This is a genomic window from Sphingomonas sp. P4_G3 (assembly GCF_056401105.1).
Genome location: NZ_JBFUJZ010000003.1, coordinates 263590 through 286723, shown reverse-complemented (window position 1 = coordinate 286723; position 23134 = coordinate 263590). Strand labels below are relative to the sequence as shown.

Genomic DNA, 23134 nt, shown 5'->3' with positions numbered 1-23134 from the left:
CTCTCAGAAGCGGAAGTAGATGAACGGGGCGATCCCTTCGAAGCGCATCGCGTCGACCACCAGCATCGCCGCGACCAACGCGCCGGCGAGCGCGGGCGCGGGCAAGCCGCGCAGCCGCTCGGCCAGTCGCGTCATCGAGTCCCAGCGTAAGGCGTGGATGGCGAGGCCGAACGCGATCAGCAGGACGACCAATGGCGTCACGGTGACCGCGCCCGTCGCCGGCGCGACAATCCCGCCGAGATAGGCCAGCGCGTCGCCGAAGCTTGCCGCGCGGAAGAAGATCCAGCCCAAGGTCACGACGTGGAAGGTCAGCACGACCTTGGCCCAATGCGGCAGAACGATCTTTCGGGTCTGCGGGCTCGTTGCCCAGACCCGCTCTATCACCAATGCCGCGCCGTGCAGTCCGCCCCAGATCACGAAGGTCCAGGCCGCGCCGTGCCACAGCCCGCCGAGCAGTATGGTGATCATCAGGTTGCGGTAGAGCCGCATCTTGCCGCCGCGGCTGCCGCCCAGCGCCTCGATATAGAGATAATCGCGCAGCCAGCGCGACAGGCTGATATGCCAGCGCCGCCAGAATTCCTGGAGCGAGGCCGAGCGGTAGGGCCGGTCGAAATTGCGCGGGAAGCGGTAGCCGAGTAAGGCGGCGATGCCGATCGCCATGTCCGAATAGGCCGAGAAGTCGCAATAAATCTGGACCGCATAGCCGTACGCCGCGAGGATCAGGTCGAGCGAGCCATGCGCCGAGGGGGCCGAGAAGACCGGGTCGACGAATTGCGTCGCGAGCTCGGACGCGATTACCGCTTTCTTGAACAATCCCCAGACGATCAGCAGCAACCCCATCGAGACCATTCCACGATTGAGCTTCGGGGTCTGCTGGAACTGGGGCACGAGATCGGCGGCGCGGACGATCGGCCCGGCGACGAGATGCGGGAAGAACGACATCAGCAGCAAAATGTCGAGCAATCGCGCGGCGGGAACGCGCCCGCGATGCACGTCGACGACGTAGCTGATCCCCTGGAAGGTGAAGAACGAGATGCCGACCGGCAGGATCACCTGCATCAGCGGCGCGTCCTGGCCGATGCCGAACAAGGTGAGCAGGCTGCCCGCCTGCTGCGCGAAGAAGTCGAAATATTTGAAGAAGCCGAGCACCAAGAGATTGGCCGCGACGCCGCCGATCAGCAGCGCCTTGCGCGCACGCGCATCGTCGCTGCGCGCGATCAGCGCGGCGGTGCCCCAGTTGATCAGCGCCGAGCCGATCAATAACGGCACGAAGCGCCAGTCCCACGCGCCGTAGAACACCCAGCTGGCGACGAGCAGGAGCAATTTTCGCCATTCGTTCGACCGCGCGGCCCACACCGCGGGGAAGACGATCAGGAAGAACAGGCCGAAGGTCAGCGTCGGGAACAGCATCGCGTCACTCGCTCATCGCAGCGTCGAGATCGGCTTGAAGCCGGGCGGCGAGCGCCTGACCGCCAAGCCAGCGGAAATGGACATGGTCGGGGCGCATCAGCGGCGGCATCGCGTTCGTCCACGCGCGCGCAGCGCACGGTCCGCCCATCGCTGCTTGCCAGTCCCAGAAAGCGATACCGAGATCGCGCGCGACCTCGCGCTGGATGCCGCGAACCCGCCCGAGTGCCGGCGGTGCGATCAAGGGGGGCGTTACCGCGTCGGGGCAGCCGAGCAATGCGCCGTCGGCATTGCTCCGGAGCGTCTGGTTACGGGTCAGCGCGTCGGGCGCGCCGAGCAGTAGTAGCGGGACGCCGGGGGTGAGCGTGCGTATCCGGTCGATCTGGCCGCGCAAGCTTGTCTCGTATTCGCGCGGGTCCAGGTACGGCGAGAAGCCCTCATTGGTGCCGAAGGCCAGCACGATCAGATCGGGCGTATAAGCGCGCAATTCCTCGGCGATCACCGCATCGTCGGTGCGGCCGAAATGCCGCAGCTGCGCGCCGACCACGCCGAGGTTGGACAGCACCACGCCGCCCTGGTCGCGGAACGTCGCCCAGGAGGTGATCGTCGCGGGGCGATCGCCGGCGGTCACGGCGACCGACGATTGCGGCATAGAGCTACGAATCGTCGTGCAGCGCGGGGTCGGGACGGGGGCGTCGAGCGTGATGCGTTGGTCGATCCCGCTCAGCCGGACGGTCAGCGTCGCATCATTGGGTCCAGCCATCGCGCACAGCACGAAGCGGTCGAAATCCATGGTTGGGCTGTCGGTGGTGAGGCCGATCGTCGCGCCGGGCTGGAGCGAGGTCAGCGAATAGCTCGACAGGCCGAACGGCACCGCCACGTTCTCGGAACCCTTGCCGAAACTTGCCGCGACCCGCCAGCCAGGCGACATCGTCGCGGTCACGCCATGCGTAATATAGCCGTCCCACGGCCGTCCGGCGGCGACCACGCCGCGCCCTCCACTGCCGTAGCGCGCCTGAAGCAGGTCGCGCCAGGCGCCGGTCAGCACATCGCCGGCGGTGTGGCTGTCGCCAATCTGGACGATATGGACCGGGCGCATGCCCGGGATTCCCGCCCGCGCCGCGTCGAGCCGCGCGAAGACTGGCCTGAGGGTGGCGAGATTGCACGCCTCGCGCTGGCAATTGTCGGCAGCGGCGGTGCCGGGCAACAGCAACGCCAGGGCAAAGGCGAGCGCCTTCACTGCGCGACCTCTGGTGCGACGGCGGGCGCGGTATCGATCGCTCGCGTGGCATCGACATAGTCGCGGATGCGCGCCGCCAGCCCCTTGGTGATCCACAGATAGCCGGTCATCGACATGTGCACGCCGTCGCCTTCGCGGACCAAAGTGCGCTCGCCAGTCTTGGGATCGGGCAGATAGGCGGCATATTGGCCGTTCTTGTCCGAGGCGAGCGGGCGGGTGTCGACAAACGGCACGCCGAGCCTGGCCATTTCGCTCGCGTAAAAGTCGTTGATCGCGCCCATGTCGCTGTCGGTCTGCGCCTCGCGCATGCGCGGCAGGCCGACCCAATAGACCATCGCATGGTGGCGGCGGAGCAGGCCGACGAAACGGTCGATCCGGGTCGCGATCTGCGCCTTCCAGCGGTCGCCGAGCATCGGGCCATATTTGCCGTCATCGGTGATGATGCCCTGGACGTCGTTGGCGCCGAACGAGATCACAGCGATATCGATCGGCTCGGCGCCGAGCTGCTCGGCGGTATGTGCCTCGATATTGAGCCGCTTGTAGCGCGTGAAGCCGGTTGCCGGCTGACTGTATTTGACGACCTCGAAGTTCGCGCGCGACAATTGCCGCTGTAGCCCCGACCAGACACCGTCGCCGTACGAATCGCCGAACACCGCTACACGTACCGGGCGGCCTTGGTGCAAGGTGGCGATCAACTGTTTTTGCGGAACCGATCCGCATAAGCGCGCGGCGGCGACTTCCGGCGGCGCGGCGTTCGTCTTGGCGGGAATCGCGCAGACAGGGGCTTTTACTGCGGACGCGCCAGAACCGGCGTGCCCGACAAAGCCGAGACCTATGGCGGCCCCGGCGCACACGCCGAGGAGAAGGACCGCAGAGCGGTCCAATACTATGAATGGCAATGGCATGGTGAACCCGTTAGTTCGAGTGCGATATCCAGGTACGCCGAATCATACGAACGGGCAATAGTATTTTATTGATATTATCTCATAATTACTTGAAGAAATGGCAGGCTATATTTAATCTCCATCAATAGGTTGTGCAAATTGGGGCAGGCTAAATGTCCTATCCACGTATATGGCGCGATCTATCCACGGCAATTTAGCAAGAATCGCCGGTCAGTATTCGATCGCGTTACTATCCGTCACCGTTTTCCGCTGTTTTTCCGAGGCTCCGGCGATTCTCGCGACTAAAACCGATATCGTTTCGGCGACGACACTTTATCTCGCGACAATTCGCGCGACGAGTCGAGCCAAATCAGCGGTGAAACGTGATCGGGGTGCGACGAAATGAGGAAGATTGGGCCGGCCGACGGTTTTCAGTCGATTCGTGGCCATGAGTCGCCGCCATTCCGTCGATTGCCTTGCCCCGGTCGCTGCGGCACGATCCGCCGATCGATGGGAGGGATTGCCGATGGCCCGGGTGGTCATGCCGCTGCCGCATCGCGATTTCGATCCGTCGGAAGTGGCGGTCAGTTGGCGCGTGCTGACCGATCGCGGACATGAGGTGTGGTTCGCGACGCCGGATGGCGGACCCGCAACGGCCGATCCGATCATGCTCGACGGCATCGGGCTCGATCTTTGGAGTCGCGTGCCGGGACTACGCCGTATCCGCCTGATCGGGTTGGTGCTGCGCGCCAATCGCGATGCGCGGCGGGCTTACGCCGAGCTCGAGCGCGATCCGCATTTCCGTACGCCGCTGCGCTGGGATCAGGCATCGGCCGGCGATTTCGATGGGCTAGTGCTACCCGGCGGACATCGCGCGCGCGGGATGCGCGATTATCTCGAAAGCGCGATGCTGCAGCGGCTGGTGGTTGCCTTCTTCGATGCCGACAAGCCGGTCGGCGCTATCTGCCACGGCGTGCTGCTCGCCGCGCGCAGCCTGCGCGGCGACGGCAAGTCGGTGCTGCACGGCCGCCGCACCGCGTCGCTGACCTGGGCGCAGGAGCGCGCCGCCAGCGCGCTCGCGCATGTTGGGCGCTGGTGGGATCGCGATTATTACCGCACCTATGTCGAAGAACCCGGTCAGCCCAAGGGCCATATGTCGGTCGAGGCAGAGGTGACGCGCGCGCTGGCAAGCCCCGGCGATTATGTCGACGTGCCGCGCGATGCGTCCGATTTCCGGCGCAAGACGAGCGGGCTGGCGCGCGATACGATCGACGATGCCCGCCCGGCCTGGATCGTGCGCGACGGCAAGTATGTCTCCGCGCGCTGGCCGGGCGACGCACATACCTTCGCTGCGCGCTTCGCCGAATTGTTGGACTAGCCCGGGCGGGCCGCGCGCTGCTAGGCGGTTCGCGAGGAGCCGCGACGGATGCGTCAACCAATTCAACGGCCTGCGATCGCGCGACTGGTCGGCATTGCCCGCGGGAGCGCGCCAGCCTTAGCCATTGCAGCAGCGATCGCGATCCCCGGGCGTGGCGGCGCGGACGGTCCGATCGGAGGCTCCGGATTCGACGCCAGCGGCATGGACCGCAGCGTCGCGCCGGGGGCCGATTTCTTCCGCTACGCCAATGGTGGTTGGGAGCGCCGCACCGCGATTCCCGCCGACCGGTCGAGCATCGGCACGATCGGCCAACTCGACGATCTCAGCCGGACCCAGGTCCATGCCATCCTCGACGAACTGGCACGCGACCGAGCGAGCCGCGCCGGCACCGCCTATCGCGCGTTCCTCGACCAGGATCGTATCGACCGGCTGGGCATGGCGTCGGCGAACGCTTGGCTCAATAAGCTGCGGGCGGTCCGGTCGCCGGACGATTATTGGGCCGCCGCCGCCCAGGCCGGCCGGCGCGGGGTCGATCTGCCGCTTGCCTTCGCGGTCGAACCCGACGACCGCGATCCCGGCCATTATGCGCTCACCGTGTCGCAAGGCGTGCTCGGCATGCCCGATCGCGATTATTATACCTCCGACACCCCGACGATGCGGCAGGCGCGCGCCGCGTATCGCGATTACCTGATCCGGATGCTGACGGTCGCGGGCGTCGCGGCGCCGGACAGCGCCGCGGACGCCGTCTTTCGCCTGGAGACGGCGATCGCGGCAACCCAATGGTCGGCAGCCGACAGCCGCGATGCCGCCCGGACCTACAATCCGGTTGCCGTGTCGGCGCTCGATGCCGGGCGCTCCCGCTATCGCGTCGCCACGCTGGTGCGGGCGCTGGGCTATCGCACGCCGCGGATCATCGTGCGCCAGCCCGATGCCATCGCCGCCACGTTGCGCCTGATCGATGCGGCCCCGGTCGCGACGTTGCGCGCCATACTGATCGTCCGCACGCTCCATCATTATGCTGAAGTCCTGCCTGCAGACGCTCGGGCGGCCGATTTCGCATTCTACGGTCACGTGATCGATGGCGTCGACACGCCGGAACCGCGCTGGCGCCGCGCCATCGCCTTCGTGCTCGACGCGGTGCCGGACGAGGTCAGCAAAATCCATGTCGCGCGCCATTTCGCGCCGGCGACGCGCACCGCCGCCGAGGCGATGGTGCGCAACCTGGTTGCGGCCTTTAGCCACCGGATCGACGCGCTCGACTGGATGACGCCGGAGACGAAGGCGCGCGCACACCGCAAACTGGCGGCCTTCCATGCCCAGATCGGTTATCCCGATCGCTGGCACGATTATGCCGGCCTCACGATGCGCGACGGCGATGCGTTCGGCAATGCCATGCGCGCCGCCGAGTTTCGCCACGATTGGGAAGCGGCCAAAATCGGGCGAGCTATCTATCGCTGGGAATGGAGCGCGACGCCGATGACGGTCGACGCCTTTGCCAATTACCCAAAGGTCGCGATCACCTTTCCCGCAGCGATCCTGCAGCCGCCTTTCTTCGATCCCAGAATCGATCCCGCGGTCAATTATGGCGGCATCGGCGCGTCGATCGCGCACGAGATGACGCACCAGTTCGACGATCAGGGCGCCAAATATGACGAACAGGGGCGGCTGGCATCCTGGTGGTCGGCCGCCGATCGCGCCGCGTTCGCGAAACGCACCGCGGTGCTGACCGCGCAATTCGACCGCTACGAGCCATTGCCCGGCCTGCACGTCAACGGCGCACTGACGCTCGGCGAGAATATCGCCGACCTGGGTGGACTGACGATCGCTTATGACGCCTATCGCGCTTCGCTGGGCGGACGAGAAGCGCCGGTGATCGACGGCCTGACCGGCGACCAGCGGTTCTTTCTCGGCTGGGCGCAGATCTGGCGGCTGAAATATCGCGACGCCGACCTCAGGCGGCGCTTGTTGACCAACCCGCATGCTCCCGCCGCGCAACGCGTGTGGACCGCGCGCAACATGGAGGCATGGGTGCGCGCGTTCGGAGTCAGGGCGGCCGACCCGCTATATCTGGCGCCCGGCAATCGGGCGGCGATCTGGTAGGGACTCGGACAGACCCGATAATCTCCCAGCCTTCTTTAAGGCCGAGCGGCTCCTGCACGCTACCGTAATAGTACGGAAGCGACATCGGCCAATATCTTTCGATATACTGGACGTATAAATCTTGCTCATTTTGGCTTCGATTTACCAGAAGATAGTGATTGTCTGATACATAGGTTATAATCTCAAGTTGACTAGCGTGGTATTCGATGCCGGGAGTATAAAGCGTCAGCCGTACGGGGGACGTAGTGCAAGGTATTTTTGTAAGAGCGTCGGAATTTGCGCGCCAATTCGGCCACCTGAGTCAGGCTGGTAGGACAGTATTCGTCACACATCATGGGCGCGAAACCCATGCTCTGCTCCCGATCGCCAATTATCACGAATTTATCGCCACCGCGAAAAGCGACGATCATGACTCGCTCTTTTCCAACCAGGAACTCGCCGACTGGCTGCCATTATTGCTCGTCGTCGTCGATGAAGGGCGGAATATCATCATGGCCAACCGCACCGCGCATGCGATGGCGCGCAAGGCGGAAGGGGCGCTTCCCGGGCGCGGCTTGTTCGAGGCCTTTCCGGCGCTCAGGGAAACCATGTTCGAGAGCTATTGCAATCGGACCGAGCGCTCGGGTGAGCCGTGTTCGTTCGAACTGCCGGGGCTGTTCGGGTCGGACACCTGGCATCGGATGGAGACGTTCCGGACACATCAGGGCGTCGTGATGCTCGCGCGCGACATTACCGATGACGTGAAAGCCTATCGGCTGGCCGACACGAAGAAGGCGCTGATCGAAGCGATCCTGGCGCATGGTGGGATCGGCTATATCTGGTTCAACGTGCGCGGACGGATCGAGGAAGTCGACGCCGCGATGAGCGACCTGCTCCAGCTTCCCCGCGAACGACTGTCCAACGTCTCCGTCGTCGATCTCGTGCCGGTTGGGCAGCGCGTGATGCTGCGCGAGGCGATCGAGACCGTGCTGAGCCACGGCGGCACGCAACGGTTCGAGACCGAATTCCTGCGCAACGACGGTACCACCGTCCCGGCAGTCGGGGCGATCAAGGACCTGCGCGGCGTCTATGGCAGCGAAGGCGCGGTGATGGTGGTGACGCGCAAATAGATTTACTCGGGCGACGCCGAACCCGCCCTGCCGCATGAGGCTCAGATATCCAGCGGTTTTCCCAGTTCCTGCGATAGCGCGGCGTACTCGGCATGCGCGGCGCTCGGCACGCCGTACGGCATGACACGACGGCAACAGGCCGCCGACTCCCGAGCCATGTGCTGAACGACGCTGAGGTGCAGATGCTGGTCGAACATCAGTTCGGCGAAACCGCTGTCGCTCCAGGCGGTACTCGCCTTGATCGGCGCGAAGCCATCGACGAACAAGGTGATCGGTCGTTCGACCCGGATCTTGAATCCGGCCCATAATCCGCAGCCGGCGACCGACAGTTCGAGCAGCAAGATGTCGAGGCGGCACGACCGGAATTCGCGGATTTCGGCCGGCAATTCGAGCCGATAGCTGAGCGGCCGCCAGGTATCGTCGCGCCTGAAGACTAAATTCGATCTACCCATTTCCTCCCCACCCCGGTCGCTATCCGACCAACACCGGCGTGCCGCATCGCACACCATTTACCCACACGTCCGCTTGCCCGACGTGAACCCCCAGCAGCGACGTGACCTGGCCAAACACACCGTCTAGCGGTGCGGCCGCCAGATTGAGCACCTGGCCGACCAATGCCGTCAGCGTCCCCACGTTCAGCCCCAGTCCCAGCACATTGACGTTGAGGTCGATCCGCGAAATCAGCGAGGATGCCACGCCTTGGAGCAGGTCGTTGGTGCTGACCTGCTTCACGGTGTGGTTGGCAATGTCGCTCGCCGAAAAGAACACATCCTGTGGATCGGCGCCGCCCAGCTTGACGTCGGCGAAGCCGGACACGCTGGCGAGCGGCGTGCGCAGCATCGTCACGCGGTTGAGCGTGGGCGCCGCCTGGAAATTTCCCAGCGTGGTCGGATCGACATCGGCGATCGCGGCTTCGCCCAGCGAAGGCGTCACGGTCAGCTTGACCGTCGCCTTGCTCGCTCCCGCGGAGCAGGACACCTCCTTCAATCTCGCACTGGCGGCGGCCAGTTCGACATAGATCGGCACTCTGAGCGAGGCGAGGCCGAGTTGCGGCGCGACCTGGGTATCCAGATAGATCCGCGTCTGCGCCGTACGTACCTCGACATCATGCGCCGCGGTGACCCTGAGCCAAGGCGAATTTGCCGGCCGTTCACCAATCGCGATCCAGATCTTGGTCGAGGTGAGGCCCGGCACCGTCGCGCCGAGATCGGTACTGATCTGATGCTGCCCGCCAAGCTCGAGCGTGCCGCGCAGCATCGAGAAAGCATCGACGGTAATCGGCCGCGACGGGTCGGACTTGGTCTCTTCCGCGAGTGGACCGAGGTCGATCAGCGAAGACAATTTGGTCGAGTTTTGCGGCAACCGGTTGGCGACGGCACTCAGCACCGACGACGCCTGGGCGTCGGTGACCGATGCCGCCATCGCGCGCGAAATCTGGGGCAAGCTGGCCTCCATGTTCATCAGCTCGCCAAAGGTCGCGGTCTGGACGTTGAGTTGCGAGCGCAGCGCCTCGCTGAATTTGAGGATGTCGAGCTGGCCGCCGGCGAGTGCCTGATAGTCCATTGCGCTCAGTTGCAGGTCGGTGCCCGCGAGTTGCGACAGCATGGCGTTGGGCAGACCGCCGCTGACCCCCGCCAGCCGCGAGCCGATCGAGAAGGCGACCAGATCGATCCGGGCGGCGGTGCCGCGCGCTTCGACCGGCACGGTCGGCTTGCCGAAAATCCGGGCGAAATAGAGCGGCACGTCGACATGGACACGGACGCGCGCGGCGTTGGCGCCATCGGCACCCACGACGAAGCGTGTGCTTGCCGCAATCTTCGGATCGTCGGTATATTTGCCAGGCTCGACGCTGACGATCGAGAGCCCCTGCATCGAATTGGCGTTGCGCGCCGCGGCTGCGGCGCCGCTCGCATCGTCAATATTACCCGCCGCCGCCAGCGCCGCCGCATCGGCGATCCCCTGAGCATGGCGCTTGGCCAAATAAAGATTGGTCGCGTCGACCGCGAGCGAAGCGACCCCCAGGAACGCGAGCAGGCCGCCGCCGAACAGGATCGTGACGTTGCCGCTGGTCGAGGCGAACAGGGAAGATCTGACGCGCATTCTTGCCCCCTTCAAAAATTGCTCAACCGCACGGCGGCGCTGCGCGATAGGACCTTGTCGGGAATGGGTGCGAACGGCAGCTTCATCACCGGCTGGTCCGACATGTCGTAATTGACCGTGACGTTGAGCGTGGCGCCGTCGTCCTGGATGCCGACAACCACCTTGCGCTGGTCGATGCCGTCATAATGCGACAGCGAGTCGGTAACCGTCTGCCGCGCGGTCAGCGCGCGTTCTTCCTGCGACAGGCCCGACAAGCTGGCGCGCGCGCCTTCATTCGCACTTTGTTGCAGGGCGTTCGCACAGGCCAGCCATTGTCCGTAGACGATGATCCCCATGATCAGCAGCAGCAGCACGGGCAGGACCATCGCCATCTCGACCAGCGCCGCACCGCGTTCGTCTTGAAGAAGTCGCCGGCGACCGCCGCGGTGGCGAGACAGGAAGGCGTTACGGCTCGTCATGACGACATGGTTAGGCGAGGGGCATTGCCGAAATCGCTAGCGGCCTGTTCGATGCAATTGCTCAAACTGCGCAGTTTTACGCGTGCTGGCTGCCGCATCCGGGGCGCGCACCGGGCGGCGGCGACAGCCGTTTCGCCACTTCCGCGGCGAGCAGTGCGACTCCGGCTTGGGCGTTGGCAGCGAACACGCTGGTCGATCCGCACCAGGTCGCGCTGCCCGCCGGTCCGACCGACCATGACAGCGCCAACCTGGTGTCCGAGCGGAGCCGGTCGACCTTCAATTCGCCTCGTATTTCGCTGTTACGCAGGTGCTCGGGAAGATTTTGCTGGATCCGGCGTGACAAGTCGTCGGCTTCGCCCGCGGCATCCGTGGAGGTCGTCGCGATCGACACGCGCGATGCCGGCGCGGGCGTGGTCGCAGCCGCCGGGTCACTGCCCTCGGCGTCGGAGGATGCGATCGCGGTCGACACTTTGCCTTCGACCTGGCGCATCCCCAGTGCGTCGCTGCGCACCCCGACCATCATGAGTTCGGTGATAACGAGCATCGACACGCCCGATTGGATGAATACCGGCGCCCCGGATCGCCACACCAGGATCAGCGAGGCGAAGGCGCCGAAGCACATCGGCGCCAGCCACATCATCGGCGGCGACGTGCGTCCGACGATCAGCACGGCGGCGACGACCAGGAACAATCCGACCGGCGCGAGCGCTGGCCAGGGACTGGAAGGGCCGGGTGAGAATGTCGCCGTCGGTCGCATGCAAACCTTTTCGATGATGGGCGAGGGGTTTGCGCGCACGCGCATTGCGCGACCGTTGACGGGGGCAGAAGGCCAACTGCGCAATTTACGCAGTTTTTGGCTTTGAGTCTGTGCGCTCGGGCGACAATCGGTACGATTCGGTCGGCGATTCAGCCTGCTAGACACGCGATTAGACGGATTCCACTCACTCGCATCACGCTCTCGGCCGGACAGAAAAAGGGGCGCCTGTTGCCGGACGCCCCTCTAATTTTATGCGCGATGGTCGTTGGCGTCAGAACTTCACCTCGACTGACATGGTGTACGACCGGCCACGCGGATCGGTAACGCGGGGTTCCCATGAGCTACCGGCGCCAGTGTTGCCGTCATAGGTGATGGCGAAGGGCGGATCGGTGTTGAACAGGTTCTTGACGCCCAACGCGATCTTGAAGCCCTTGAGACCAGTATAGGCCAATGATGCGTTGTAGATGATGTAGTCGTCGACGAACTGGTTGTAATCGGGCCGCGAGACGGTGCCCGCGGCGATCCCCGGCAAAGCGAAATTCTTATAGCCCTTGCGGAAAATCTGGGTCAGCGAAACGCTGACATTGTTGTTCGACCAGGCGACGAAGGCGTTGTGCTTCCACCGGATGCCCAGGTCGCCAGCGAAGGTGAACACGCCGATCAGGCTCGGCCCGTAAGCCGAGGTCGGAGTGAGCTTCTCGCGCTTCTTGAGCAGCAACGAGCCGTCGAGCCCGGTGCTGATTGTGCCACCCAGCGCGTCGAACGAGCCGCGATAGGTGAATTCGAGGCCTTGGGTGCGTCGCGACCCGGCGTTGATCCAGCGATCGTCGATCGTCACGATCGTATCGGTCGAATCGCGGATGAACCGATCCTGGAACAACGATGCATTGTCGATCAGCTGACGTAGGGTCAGCAGTTGGATGGTGTTGTCGACGCTGATCGACCACCAGTCGACCGACAGGCTGACGTTCTTGACTGGCTGCAGCACCACGCCGAGGTTGAACTGCTTGGCGGTTTCGGGCTTCAGACTCAGCGTGCCGCCAGTCCAGATATTCGGTCGGATGAACGCGCAGGCCGGATTCGTCAGGTTAGGCACGCCGCCCGAGCATTTGACGGGATCGGCCAAGTCGCTGCCCGCGTAAGGCGATTCGGTGATGCCGTTGAATATCTGGTTGAAGGTCGGCACGCGGAAGCTTGTATTGTACGATCCGCGAAACATGATCTGCTGGACCGGCCGGAACTTGAACGACACCTTCGGATTGGTCGTCGTGCCAAAGCCGGTATAGTCGTCGACGCGCACGGCTCCGGTTACGTCGAGGCCCGGTAGGATCGGTACCAGCATTTCGGCATAGGCCGCCTTAACGGTGCGTTCCTTGGGCGTCAGTGCGTTGACGTTATCGAACGCCGCCAGGAAGATCGTCGGCTGGCCTGCGGCTGCCGCCGGCGACCCATTGAACGAATAGGTCTCACGGCGATAGTCTACCCCCAATGCAAGCTGGATGTCGCGGCCCCCGATCGGGAAGAGCGGGCCCGAGATGGAAGCGTCGAACTGCTTCACCTCATATTTGCCGCCATAGAGCGTCGTGCCCTTGGCCGAGACCGCCGCTAGTCCATCGATTGCCGCCTGGGATTGGGTCAGCGAGAACGGATTGAGGATGCCGCTGTTGATCAGGCCGACCAGGCCAGGCTGGGTCGCGCCGGGTGCGATTGGTGCCTTGGGATCGTTTGAATAAGTGGTGACGGGGGGCGTGCCGCTAGTCGTGGCGAGGATGCCCGAATAATAATAACCGCTTCCCAGCACCGACGAGGATTCGCTGCGCGCATAGGAAGCGCCGGCGCGATAATCCCAACCTTTGAGCGGCAGGGGCCCTTCCAATCCTGCCGCGATCCGGAGCGTCTTGGTGTCGGTCACATATTCGCGCGGACCGCAGGCGGCGCAACGCCAGCGGAAGCCGATCGGCTTGCCGTAATTGGCGTTAAGCCCCGCCGTCGCACCGGGGAAGTTGGTCAGGAGCGCATTGAAGATCGAGTCATAGGTCGATTTGGTGATCGAATTGAGCGGGTAGGCGACCGGCAGACTGGTCGTATTGCCCGACAGCTGCGCATTGGAGAAACTCTTGGCCGACTTTGCATCCGATCCGGTCACTTCGAGCGATAACTCGCTCGCCCCGAGCTTGACCACGCCGCGGCCATAATAGGTCAGAGTCTTGATCGGCTGTTGGATGACGGCAGCACGGCCGGTGTCCCAGGAACAGGCATAATAGGCCGTCGGCGCGTTCCACAGCACCTCGTCATACGCCATCCCGCCATCGATCGAGGCGCAACCGGCGCCGCCGGGCAGATCGAGCGTGTTGATGCCGCCGGCAGCGGCATTCGCACCATTGGGGGCTGTCAGCGTCAGGCCGCCAGTCAGCGTGCCCGTCAGCAACGGGTTGAGCGAGTTGCGGGGCTGCAGCACGCTGGCGCCGGTGTTGAAGATGGTGGCGATCGGCGTGCCGCGGGTGTCGATCGACAGGCCGCGATTGGGTTGGTTGCCGTTGACGAAATCGCGGTCCGATCCGCGCAGGATCTGGTTCCAGCTGTAGCTGACCGCGGCCATGATATTGAAGCCGTTCTTGTTCAGGTCGCCATAGCCGACCACGCCCGACAAACGGTAGATGTTGCCGTCGCCCTGCTCGGTCGTGTCGGTAAAGCCCTGGACATCCAGGCCGGTGAAGTTTTTCTTGGTGATGAAGTTGATCACGCCGCCGACCGCGTCGGTGCCGTAGATCGCTGAGGCACCGTCCTTCAGCACCTCGATCCGGTCGATCGCGGCGAAGGGAATCTGGTTCACGTCGACCGCCGATCCCGACAGACCGTGCGCGGCGACGCGGCGGCCGTTCAGCAGCACCAGAGTCGCAGCCGACCCCTGGCCGCGCAGGTTCGCCGCCGACAGGCCATTGGTGCCGCGCTGCGCACCGCTGACCACGTCCGAATTCGATGCAAGGTTGTCCGCGCCGCTGCCGTTGGTCGGCAGGAACATGATCAGCTGTTCGGGACTGCTGATCGAGTTGCGTTGCAGGTCCTGGTTGGTGATGATCGTCAACGGCAGCGCGCTATTGTTCGGGTCCTGCTTGATACGCGAACCCGTGATGATGATCTCTTTGCCGCTGCCTCGGTCCTCCTGGTCGTTGACCACCGGCGCCGCCGCACCCGTCGGAGTCGCGGCGGGCGCCGTGGTCTGATCGCTATTGGTCGATTGCGCGAAGGCAGCGTTCGGCAGCAAGCACAAGGCGGCAAGCGCCGTCCCCGACGCCAGCACGAGACGAAGCGAGTTCGATCCTGTCATGATATGGTCCCCCTGGACGCGCCCTTCCCGAGGCGCTTTCATTGGCGACATTAAGCATCAAAATGGACAAGTCTTGTCACCTTCCTTTTGCGCCAAGAGATGAAACCGGTTCCCTTTTTGTGTGCAGAAGGGGCAAAGCGTTGCGTGGTTGCAACACAGCAGCCATTGACGCGGCCGGGCGGGCATCGGACCGTGGCTCCAATGCGTGAGAGAGGATCGCCGGTGCAGCATTTGATCAGCCGCAAGATCGGACCGCGCGCATGACGGCAGGAGCGATGGATTCCGGTGCGGCCGAGCGCACTGCGCTGCGTCCGGGTTTCGGGCGGCTGGCGCTGTACACGCTGCTCGGCTTTTCGGCCGGCTTGCCGTTCTACATGTTCAACACCGTGCTGTTCCTGCGTCTCGCGCGGCACAATGTCGACATCGTCACGATCGGCTATTTCGCCTGGGTATCGCTGCTGCCGACGTTCAAATTCGCCTGGGCGCCGTTGCTCGACAAATATGACATGCCGGGGTTTGGTCGCTTCTGGGGTCGGCGGCGAGGCTGGATCATGGTTTCCCAGCTCGGCATCTTCCTGTCGACGATCGGCATGGCGTTCACCGCCTCGGACAAGAGCCTGCCGCTGACCGCCTTGTTCGCCTTGCTGCTCGCCTTCTGGACCAGCACGCTCGAGATCGCGGCGGATGGGTGGCGGGTCGAACTGGCGCCGACCGCCGAAGAGCAGGGGCCGCTCGTTGCGGTCAACCAATGGGGCTATCGCATCTCGATGGTAGTGGCCGGCGGCGGCGCGATCTACGTCGCCGCGATATCCGACTGGACCTTCGCCTATCTGGCTATCGGCGTGCTGGCGTTCCTGCCTTTTCCGTTACTGGCGGCGATGCGGTCCGAGAGCGGCCGCGTCGACGGTCGGATCCACGCGCTGCTGAGCGGTTTGCTGACCAGCGCGGCAGCAATCGCCGCCATCACCGCGGCGACCGCGGTGATCGGCTGGGTGCTGCTGTCCGCGATCGGCTCGGTCGGGATCGATAATCCCGACATCATGAAATATTGGGTGGCCGGGCTCGGGCTGCTGCCGTTCCTGGTGCTCGGCGCGGCAGTGCCCTGGCTTCGCAAGCTACCCTGGCACGCACCGCTGCGCCGGTCGCTGGCGGTCGGCCCCTATGTCGACGTGGCGTGGCGATACGGCCTCGTCGTCATCCCGATCCTGCTGTTCATCTCGATCTATCGGACCGGCGATGTGATGGCGAACACGCTGTCGCATCCGATGTTCAATTTCCTGGGCTATGGGCTCAAGCAGATCAGCGCCGCCGACGGCGTCGTCGCTTTGGTGTCGGGGTTGCTCGGCGTGACCTTGGGCGGGCTGCTGGCGGCTCGGGTGTCGATGGGCTGGGCGCTGGTGATCGGCGGGGTGATGTCCGCGCTCAGCAACTGGATCTTCGCGTGGCTCGCGCATCAGGCGCCCGGCGGGCCGGTATTGTTCTCGCTGTTCGGCCTCGGCGTGACCGCCGGCGATCTCGATCTCTATCTCGCCATGGCGGTCGATCAATTCGGGCACGGATTCGAAGGCGCGGTGTTCGTCGTGTACCTCTCGCTGCTCGTCAATCCGCGCTATCCCGCCGCGCAATATGCGCTGTTCTCCGGGCTCGCCTTCCTCATTCCTAGATTGCTCGCAGGGTTGTCGGGGGTGTTCCAGAAGGCAATCGGCTATGACGGCTTCTTCATCATGGCGGGCACGATGAGCGTAGCAGTGCTGGTCCTGCTGCCGTTCATTGTCCGCGCGAAGCCGCGACCCGACGATGATCCCAACGCGACCGGAGCCGTGGCGGCATGATCGAACAGGCCTTCGCTCCTGCCGCCGCCGCGGTCGTGGCGGGCAGGATTCCCGGTGCGACGCTGGGCGTGGTGGCAGCCGACGGGCGGCGCTGGGTGACGCATGCCGGGATGGCCGCGCTGCTGCCCGAGCCCGAGGCGTTGACGCTCGACCATTGGTTCGACCTCGCCTCGGTGTCGAAAGTGATCGCGACGACGACGATGATCTTGCGCCTTGCCGATCAGGGCAGGCTCGACCTCGACCGCCCGCTGACCGACGCCATCCCCGATCTGCGTCAGTACGACGTCGCCAACGCCGCCGAGCGCAAGCTCAGCTTTCGCGACTGCCTGGCGCATCGCAGCTTCCTTCCCGCGGTCGAGCCGATCTACACGTATGGCGATGACCCGGCGCGGCTGCGCGCGTTCGTGTTGCAGCGCGAGTGGCGGCATGGACCGCCGGTCTATTCGGACATCAACTTCATCCTGCTGGGGATCGCGATCGAGCGGATCACCGGGCGGCCGCTCTCGGCCTGGCCGCTCGGGACGGGGTTGAGCTACGGCCCGCCGCCGGGTCCCGCTGTCGCGACCGAGCTTTGCCAGTGGCGCGGACGCGTCCTCAAGGGCGAAGTGCATGACGAGAATTGCTTCGCGATGGGTGGCGAGACCGGTCATGCCGGGCTGTTCGGCACGGTCTCGGGGGTGCTCGATTTCGCTTTGGGGCTGCTCGACGGCAGCGGCGCGTCGTCGGCGATGCTCGAGGCGATGCGCACGCCCTATTACGGCCACCGCACCTGCGGCTGGGAACGGTGCTTCGACGGCTGGTCGGGCGGGGCGGCCTGTTCGGGCGAGACGATCGGCCATACCGGCTTCACCGGTACCGGCCTGTGGGTCGATTTCGACCGCGGCATCGCGTGGACCTTGCTGACCAACCGTGTCCATCCGTCGCGACATAGCGAGGCAGGGAAGAGCATTTTCGAGGTCAGGCCGGCGACCGGCGATGCAGTGATCGCGGCCTGGGACGCGCAGCGTCAGGCTTAGCGGCGGCGACCGACTGGGCTAGTTGCCGCCGCAAGCATCCGCTCGCCCGAGCAGAAACGCCTGCTCGCGCGCGTTGCGGGTAAGCGCGGCGGCAGCCTCGAATGCCGTCCGCGCCTCGGCCAGCCGGCCCGCCCGGAACAGGAAATCGCCTCTCGCCGCCGGGAATGGCGCATAGTAGCGCAAGGCGTCGGCATCGGGAATCTCGTCGATCAGCCTGAGCCCTGCGTCCGGTCCGAACGCCATACTGTGCGCGATCGCGCGATTGAGGTCGACCACGGGCGAGGGGGTCACGACGCGCAGCCGATCGTAGAGCGCGGCGATGCGCGTCCAATCGGTATCGGCGGCCCGGCGCGCGCGCGCATGGCAGGCGGCGAGTGCGGCCTGCAGTACATAAGGCCCCTGACCGCCGAGCGCGTCGGCGCGGGCCAGCGCGTCGAGCCCGCGCAGGATCAGCAACTGATCCCAGCGCGCGCGATCCTGCTCGGTGATGGGCACGAACGCGCCGTCCGGCCCGGTGCGCGCGTTCAGCCGCGACGCCTGGATCTCCATCAGCGCCAGCAGGCCTAGTACTTCAGCTTCCTCGGGCATCAACCCCGCCAGGATGCGCCCCAACCGCTGCGCCTCCTGCGCCAGCCCCGGCCGGACCAGGTCGTCGCCCGCCGTCGCCGCATAGCCTTCGTTGAAGATGAGATAGAGGACCTCAAGCACCGCGGGCAGCCGCGCCGCCCGCTCGGCGCCCCGCGGCACCTCGAACGCCAGGCCGGCCTTGGCGATCGCCTTCTTGGCGCGAACGATGCGCTGTGCGATCGTCGCTTCGCTCGACAAAAAAGCGCGGGCGATCTCGTCGGTCGTCAGCCCGCCGACCACCCGCAGCGTGAGCGCCGCGCGGGCATCGGCCGACAGCATCGGATGACAGGCGGTGAAGATCAGCCCGAGCAATTCGTCGCCGAGGTCGTCGTCCAGCGCGGCGTCGATCGCCGCTGTCGCATCCTCGGCTTCCTCATCGAGCGTCCGCGCGATTTCCTCGTGCTTGCGCATCCGCATCTGGTCGTGCCGGATGGCGTCGATCGCGCGCCGCTTGGCGACGGCCATCAGCCAGGCGCCCGGATTGGCCGGAACGCCGGTCTTCGGCCAATCGGACAACGCGACGATCAGCGCTTCCTGCGCCAGTTCCTCGGCCCGGTCGATGTCACGCACCATGCGGGCGAGGCCGGCGATGAGCCTGGCCCGTTCGATGCGAAAGGTCGCCTCGATCGCCTGATGGGTTTCGCCGGTATACGTCTCGCCTGCCGTCACGCCGCCCCTTGTCCGTCAGGGGCGGCGACGACGCAAGCAGGCCGTTATTCAGCTGGTCGGCGGCGCGTTCACCGCCAATTGCGCGGCGAACGCCCGCTGATAGGCCGGGCGCGCTTCGCCGCGTGCGACATAGGCGGCCAGGGTCGGAAACTCATCCAGAATCCCCGACATCCGCAGCCGCAGCAGCACCGACACCATCAGCAGGTCACCTGCGCTGAACCTGCCGTCGAGCCACTCGGCATCGCCCAGGCGATCGGCCAGCTGGCGCAACCGGGCGCGGATGCGGTCGAAGACCAGCTGCATCCGCTCCTGCGCCCATGGCTTGTCGCCTTCCGCGAATTTGGCCGTCTGGAGGTCGAGGATCGGCGGCTCGACGCTGCTGAGCGCGGCGAACATCCAGGTAATTGCGCGCGCCCGGGCATCAGGGTCCTCGGGCAGCAGGGCCGTGTGTCGCTCCGCGATGTGGAAGACGATCGCGCCGGTCTCGAACAAGGCGAGATCGCCTTCCTCGAATGTGGGTATCTGGCCGAACGGATGCACCGCCAGATGTGCCGGTTCCTTCATCTCGGCGAAGGAAACGAAACGAACGTCGTACGGCAGCCCTGCTTCTTCGAGCGCCCAGCGAACCCGCGTATCACGTGCCAGGCCTTTGCCGCCGTCGGGCGACCGTTCGAACGCAGTGATGGTGATGGTCATCGTCAATCTCCGATGATGGCAAGGCGTGTCGACGAAACGATCATCGGCCGCCAATCAGAGTGAAGCCGGCTGGAGAGGCCTTGCCGCCCCAGCCGACCGGTTCAGGCGACGCCAAGCTTGCCGCGGTCGCCGCCGCGCGGGCTGGCGAGTTCCTCGGGCGCGACGAAATCGGCCAGGTCCGCCGCTTCGTAGAATGGCCGGATTTCGACCTCGCTGCCGGCCATCATGGGGTAGCGCGTGGCCCAGGCCACGGCCTCGTCCATGTCCCTGACTTCCCAGATCGAGAAGCCCGCGATCAGCTCGCGCGCTTCGGCGAACGGCCCGTCGGTGACCGTGCTGCTGCCGCCCTCGTACGCGATACGCTTCGATTCGGTGCCGGGCTTGAGCCCGGCGCCGGCGATGAAGATGCCGGCCTCGACCAGTTCCTCGGTGAACCGGTCCATCGCCGCGAACGCTTCCAGCATTTCGGGGGTGGGCGCGAGGCCCGCTTCGGTGTCCTCGTTGCCTTTCACCAGCACCATTACACGCATCGTCTGTCTCCTTGGTCGAGCCGGCCCCAATTGGCGTCTCATCGGGACGACGAACGAGTGTGTCGGAAATCGACATGAGTTCGCAAATTTTTTCCGACGGGCAATGTGCGTGGTTGGTTAGGCTGACTGACCAGCCGTGTCGCTCCGCTTTGGTGTCCTTCAATTCTCCGCGGCGATCAGTTCCAGCGCGGCGTCCACCGCCTTGGTCGCTTCGACGCCCGGTGGGATGTCGTTGGCATAAGTCGAGAAGGTCAACGTACGGCCGCTCTTGGCAATCATATAGCCCGACAAGGCAGCCGAGGCGTTGAGCGTGCCGGTCTTGGCGAACAATTTGTGGTCGAGCAAAGTCCCGCCGAAGCGCTTTGCCAGCGTGCCGTCGACCCCGCCGACAGGCAAAGTCTCGCGCCACGCCGCGCCCCAGGGCTGCGTCGCGATCCAGCGCAGCATGATCACCGCGCCGCGCGGTGCGACGCGGTTGTAGCTCGACATGCCCGACCCATCCGAGAAGTCGAATGCCGCGCGCGGCACGCCGGCCTTGGAGAGCATCGCGCGCACCGCGACCTGGCCATCGGCGATCGATCCGCTGCCGGCGACCAGCGACGAGCGGCGCAGGAACAGTTCGGCGTGGAGATTCTGGCTGACCTTCATCGTCAGATGCATGTCATCGATCAGCGGCGGCGGAGTCAGCTTGGCGAGTACCGGGGGCAATGGCGGCCGGGCGGGCGGCGCGTTGCCGCGGATCGCCGGATCGTCGCCGGGCATCAATGGACGGTGGCGGACGTTGACCTTGCCGGTGACGCGGACACCGCGTGCCTTCAACAACTGGACGAAGCGCCAGGCGGCGTAGCGCGCCGGATCGTCGATCCCGACGCGCAGCTTTTCGGGCTTGGCGTCGGCGCCGACCGTGCCGGTCAGGCGAAGCTCAAAGCCATTGGGCGCGCGATCGAACTCGACCGAGCTTTTCGCGCCGGGAACGGTGATCAGACGGTTATCGACCGTGTAATAAGCCGGCAGCTCGACCTTGGGCACCGAACCGACCGGGCCGGGCGTGATGGTCACCGGTAATTCATTGTCGTCCATCGTCAGCGCCGAGGTGCCGGTACCCGATCGCGTCGGGATGTTGTTCCAGCTCATCCCCGGGCCCCAGCGCTCGTCGGGCAAAAGGGTGTCGTCGCCGATGACATCGCCGACCACGCGCGTCTTTTTCGCGACCGCATCGGCGAGCGTCGTCAGGCAATCGACCGTGCAATCGTCGGCGCCCGACAGCCGCGCGTCGCCATTGCCGATCAGCACGACGTCGCGCCCGTCGAGCCGCACAGCGGCACCCCCGGTCGTGTCGGGCTGGGTCAGGTCGCCCATCGTCGCCAGCGCCGTCGCGGTGGTGAACATCTTGGTGTTCGACGCCGGGATGAAGCGCGCATCGGGGTTGATCGCGACCACGTCGCGGCCCTGGTCGTCGACCACGACGATGCCGAACCGCGTCCCCGGCCCGGCCAGCTGTGCCAGCGTCGCCTCGACCCGCGCCGTGAGGTCCTTGTCCTGCGCCGTCGCGGGAACCGAGACGGTCAGCGCAGCGAGCAGGGCGAGCGTGGTTTTCTTCGTCGGCAATGTCGCCATCGGATCCTCTATTGTTTGGGAATGCGGGTCGCGCTGGGCTCGTCGATCCATTGCCGCTCCATGGCATCGCCGGTCAGGCGAACTCGGAGATGATCGTCATAGCCCTCGATCGAGAACAGCCCGTCGGCGGTCAGCGGTACCAGCTTCACCACCTGACCGTTGGTCCGCTGGTAGGTCAGGCCGCCATTCTGAAACCCGATGCGGTTGGTGCCATAGACGCCGGTCCATGACCGGAGCTTGGCCTCGGCGATTACCGGCGGACGCAGGCGGGCATCGATGGCGATGCGCGCCCATTGCCAATCGGCACGATCGCCGGCGTCCGCGTTGGGCCGAGCGGCGAGCGATGCCAGCGCCAGCGACTGGGCGGTATCCAATGCCAGGCCGGGATCGATCGCCACGTCGGGCGACACACCGTTCTTCTCCCAGTTCGACTGCGATATCGGATGGACCGGTCGGCCGAACGAGACGCTCAGCATGAATCCGGGTGCGATCGGCGAAAAGCGGTTGTTGTTCGCCGCACCCGCGGTCGTCGCGCCGATCAATGTTCCCAGCCGAAATTGCTGGACGTCATAGGCAAAGGCCTCCGCGGCCGACCCGACATATTGGTCGATCAGCACATAGAGCGGCTTGCCCTTGAGCCGTCCGGCCGGAAGATATTCCAGCGTCCGCGACTGCGACGGCGGCTCGCCGGCCTGAAGGAAGGTCATGTCGAGCGTGTCGCCGTCCATGAAGTGGCTGAGCAGATAGCGGACCGCGGCATGCGAGCCGCCGCCATTGCCGCGCAAGTCGATGATGACGGCATCGCCGTCGCGCAGGAAGCGCATGGCGGAATCGTACGCTGCGCCGGTCTGGTCATCGACCCACTCGAACCCGGTGATCTTCAGATAGCGGACATTGCCCGGCAGGATGTCCATCCGGGCCAGGCCATGATTGGCGCGGATCGCGGTGCGGCGGTGGATCGCTGCCAGCGCCGGGCTCTCCTTCTGGTCGTTTGCGGCGGTCCCGGCGTTCCCCGCTGCGGCGAATTCGTCAGGCGCGTAGTTGAGATACATGTGCCGGTCGTTGCTGGCGGCGCGGAGATCGGTCGTTACCCGTTCGGCGAAGACGCTGGGATCGGCGGTGTCGTAGCGCTGGGTGAGCCCCTCCTTCAGCCTGGCGACGATCGCGGGAACGCGGTCGGGAAAGACATAGCCTTTTTCGATCGTGCCGATGATCTGGTCGATCGCGGCGTTACGTGCCGCTGGCGTCAGCGCGATGGCGGTACCGGTGCGTGCCACCGCGGTAGGCGCCGCGCGTTGTGCTTGGACGGGCATGGACGTTGCCGATGCGAGCAAGGCGACGATCGCGAAGCGAGGGGCGGTCATTTTCGGGTCTCCAGCGAAAGGA

18 protein-coding genes are annotated in these 23134 nt (G+C 65.3%); 5 read left to right on the top strand and 13 right to left on the bottom strand.

Going from position 1 to position 23134, the window contains the following annotated elements; all coding sequences use genetic code 11:
* Nucleotides 1-3: 3 nt before the first annotated feature.
* The 3 genes from AC1DQQ_RS09440 to AC1DQQ_RS09430 are packed head-to-tail and all read right to left on the bottom strand — an operon-like array spanning nucleotide 4 to nucleotide 3342.
* The gene (locus AC1DQQ_RS09440; RefSeq protein ID WP_478045005.1) at nucleotides 4-1410 is read right to left on the bottom strand and encodes an MBOAT family O-acyltransferase; all 1407 of its coding nucleotides are present in this window, start codon (nucleotides 1408-1410) and stop codon (nucleotides 4-6) included.
* A 4-nt stretch (nucleotides 1411-1414) separates the two neighbouring features.
* The gene (locus AC1DQQ_RS09435; protein WP_478045003.1) at nucleotides 1415-2647 is read right to left on the bottom strand and encodes a GDSL-type esterase/lipase family protein; all 1233 of its coding nucleotides are present in this window, start codon (nucleotides 2645-2647) and stop codon (nucleotides 1415-1417) included.
* The gene (locus AC1DQQ_RS09430; protein WP_478045002.1) at nucleotides 2644-3342 is read right to left on the bottom strand and encodes an SGNH/GDSL hydrolase family protein; all 699 of its coding nucleotides are present in this window, start codon (nucleotides 3340-3342) and stop codon (nucleotides 2644-2646) included. The genes AC1DQQ_RS09435 and AC1DQQ_RS09430 overlap by 4 nt, the downstream gene beginning before the upstream one ends.
* A gap of 715 nt (nucleotides 3343-4057) precedes the next feature.
* Here AC1DQQ_RS09430 and AC1DQQ_RS09425 point away from each other — a divergent pair.
* From AC1DQQ_RS09425 to AC1DQQ_RS09415, 3 genes are all read left to right on the top strand, one after another.
* Nucleotides 4058-4909: a type 1 glutamine amidotransferase domain-containing protein gene (locus tag AC1DQQ_RS09425; RefSeq protein ID WP_478030803.1), complete on the top strand. Its 852-nt coding sequence runs from the start codon at nucleotides 4058-4060 to the stop codon at nucleotides 4907-4909.
* Between the two features lie 48 nt (nucleotides 4910-4957).
* The gene (locus tag AC1DQQ_RS09420) at nucleotides 4958-7009 is read left to right on the top strand and encodes a M13 family metallopeptidase (RefSeq protein WP_478045000.1); all 2052 of its coding nucleotides are present in this window, start codon (nucleotides 4958-4960) and stop codon (nucleotides 7007-7009) included.
* Nucleotides 7010-7254: 245 nt separating this feature from the next.
* Nucleotides 7255-8118 carry a PAS domain-containing protein gene (locus AC1DQQ_RS09415; RefSeq protein WP_478030800.1) on the top strand — a complete coding sequence of 288 codons (864 nt, stop codon included), beginning with the start codon at nucleotides 7255-7257 and terminating at the stop codon, nucleotides 8116-8118.
* Between the two features lie 41 nt (nucleotides 8119-8159).
* Here the strand turns inward: AC1DQQ_RS09415 and AC1DQQ_RS09410 are convergent, their stop codons facing one another.
* The 5 genes from AC1DQQ_RS09410 to AC1DQQ_RS09390 all read right to left on the bottom strand — a co-directional run bounded on the left by AC1DQQ_RS09410 (nucleotide 8160) and on the right by AC1DQQ_RS09390 (nucleotide 14761).
* Nucleotides 8160-8570, bottom strand: a complete 411-nt coding sequence (locus tag AC1DQQ_RS09410; RefSeq protein ID WP_478030799.1) for a hypothetical protein — start codon at nucleotides 8568-8570, stop codon at nucleotides 8160-8162.
* Between the two features lie 19 nt (nucleotides 8571-8589).
* Entirely contained in the window at nucleotides 8590-10218 is a 1629-nt protein-coding gene (locus tag AC1DQQ_RS09405) for a TadG family pilus assembly protein (RefSeq protein WP_478044998.1), read from the bottom strand.
* A gap of 11 nt (nucleotides 10219-10229) precedes the next feature.
* Nucleotides 10230-10676: a TadE/TadG family type IV pilus assembly protein gene (locus tag AC1DQQ_RS09400; protein ID WP_478030795.1), complete on the bottom strand. Its 447-nt coding sequence runs from the start codon at nucleotides 10674-10676 to the stop codon at nucleotides 10230-10232.
* A 76-nt stretch (nucleotides 10677-10752) separates the two neighbouring features.
* Nucleotides 10753-11433, bottom strand: coding sequence for a hypothetical protein (locus AC1DQQ_RS09395; RefSeq protein WP_478030793.1), 681 nt, complete (start codon nucleotides 11431-11433; stop codon nucleotides 10753-10755).
* A 271-nt stretch (nucleotides 11434-11704) separates the two neighbouring features.
* Entirely contained in the window at nucleotides 11705-14761 is a 3057-nt protein-coding gene (locus tag AC1DQQ_RS09390) for a TonB-dependent receptor domain-containing protein (protein ID WP_478044996.1), read from the bottom strand.
* 260 nt (nucleotides 14762-15021) lie between these two features.
* Here AC1DQQ_RS09390 and AC1DQQ_RS09385 point away from each other — a divergent pair, with 260 nt between their 5' ends.
* Both AC1DQQ_RS09385 and AC1DQQ_RS09380 read left to right on the top strand, forming a co-directional pair.
* Complete coding sequence (locus AC1DQQ_RS09385) at nucleotides 15022-16593, top strand: MFS transporter (protein ID WP_478044995.1); 1572 nt, start codon at nucleotides 15022-15024, stop codon at nucleotides 16591-16593.
* On the top strand, nucleotides 16590-17609 hold the full coding sequence (locus AC1DQQ_RS09380) for a serine hydrolase domain-containing protein (protein ID WP_478044993.1): 1020 nt from the start codon (nucleotides 16590-16592) through the stop codon (nucleotides 17607-17609). Before AC1DQQ_RS09385 ends, AC1DQQ_RS09380 begins: the two co-directional genes overlap by 4 nt.
* Before the next feature lie 18 nt (nucleotides 17610-17627).
* Here AC1DQQ_RS09380 and AC1DQQ_RS09375 read toward each other — a convergent pair whose 3' ends face one another.
* The 5 genes from AC1DQQ_RS09375 to AC1DQQ_RS09355 form a co-directional block, all read right to left on the bottom strand.
* Entirely contained in the window at nucleotides 17628-18905 is a 1278-nt protein-coding gene (locus AC1DQQ_RS09375) for an RNA polymerase sigma factor (protein WP_478030786.1), read from the bottom strand.
* A 48-nt stretch (nucleotides 18906-18953) separates the two neighbouring features.
* Nucleotides 18954-19601 (bottom strand): glutathione S-transferase family protein, encoded by a 648-nt coding sequence (locus AC1DQQ_RS09370; RefSeq protein ID WP_478030785.1) that lies wholly within the window; start codon nucleotides 19599-19601, stop codon nucleotides 18954-18956.
* A gap of 101 nt (nucleotides 19602-19702) precedes the next feature.
* A complete protein-coding gene (locus AC1DQQ_RS09365; RefSeq protein WP_478044991.1) occupies nucleotides 19703-20131 on the bottom strand; it encodes a YciI family protein in 429 nt (142 codons plus the stop codon).
* A 159-nt stretch (nucleotides 20132-20290) separates the two neighbouring features.
* Entirely contained in the window at nucleotides 20291-21748 is a 1458-nt protein-coding gene (dacB, locus tag AC1DQQ_RS09360; protein ID WP_478044989.1) for a D-alanyl-D-alanine carboxypeptidase/D-alanyl-D-alanine endopeptidase, read from the bottom strand.
* An 8-nt stretch (nucleotides 21749-21756) separates the two neighbouring features.
* The gene (locus tag AC1DQQ_RS09355; protein ID WP_478044987.1) at nucleotides 21757-23112 is read right to left on the bottom strand and encodes a S41 family peptidase; all 1356 of its coding nucleotides are present in this window, start codon (nucleotides 23110-23112) and stop codon (nucleotides 21757-21759) included.
* Between the last annotated feature and the right edge of the window lie 22 nt (nucleotides 23113-23134).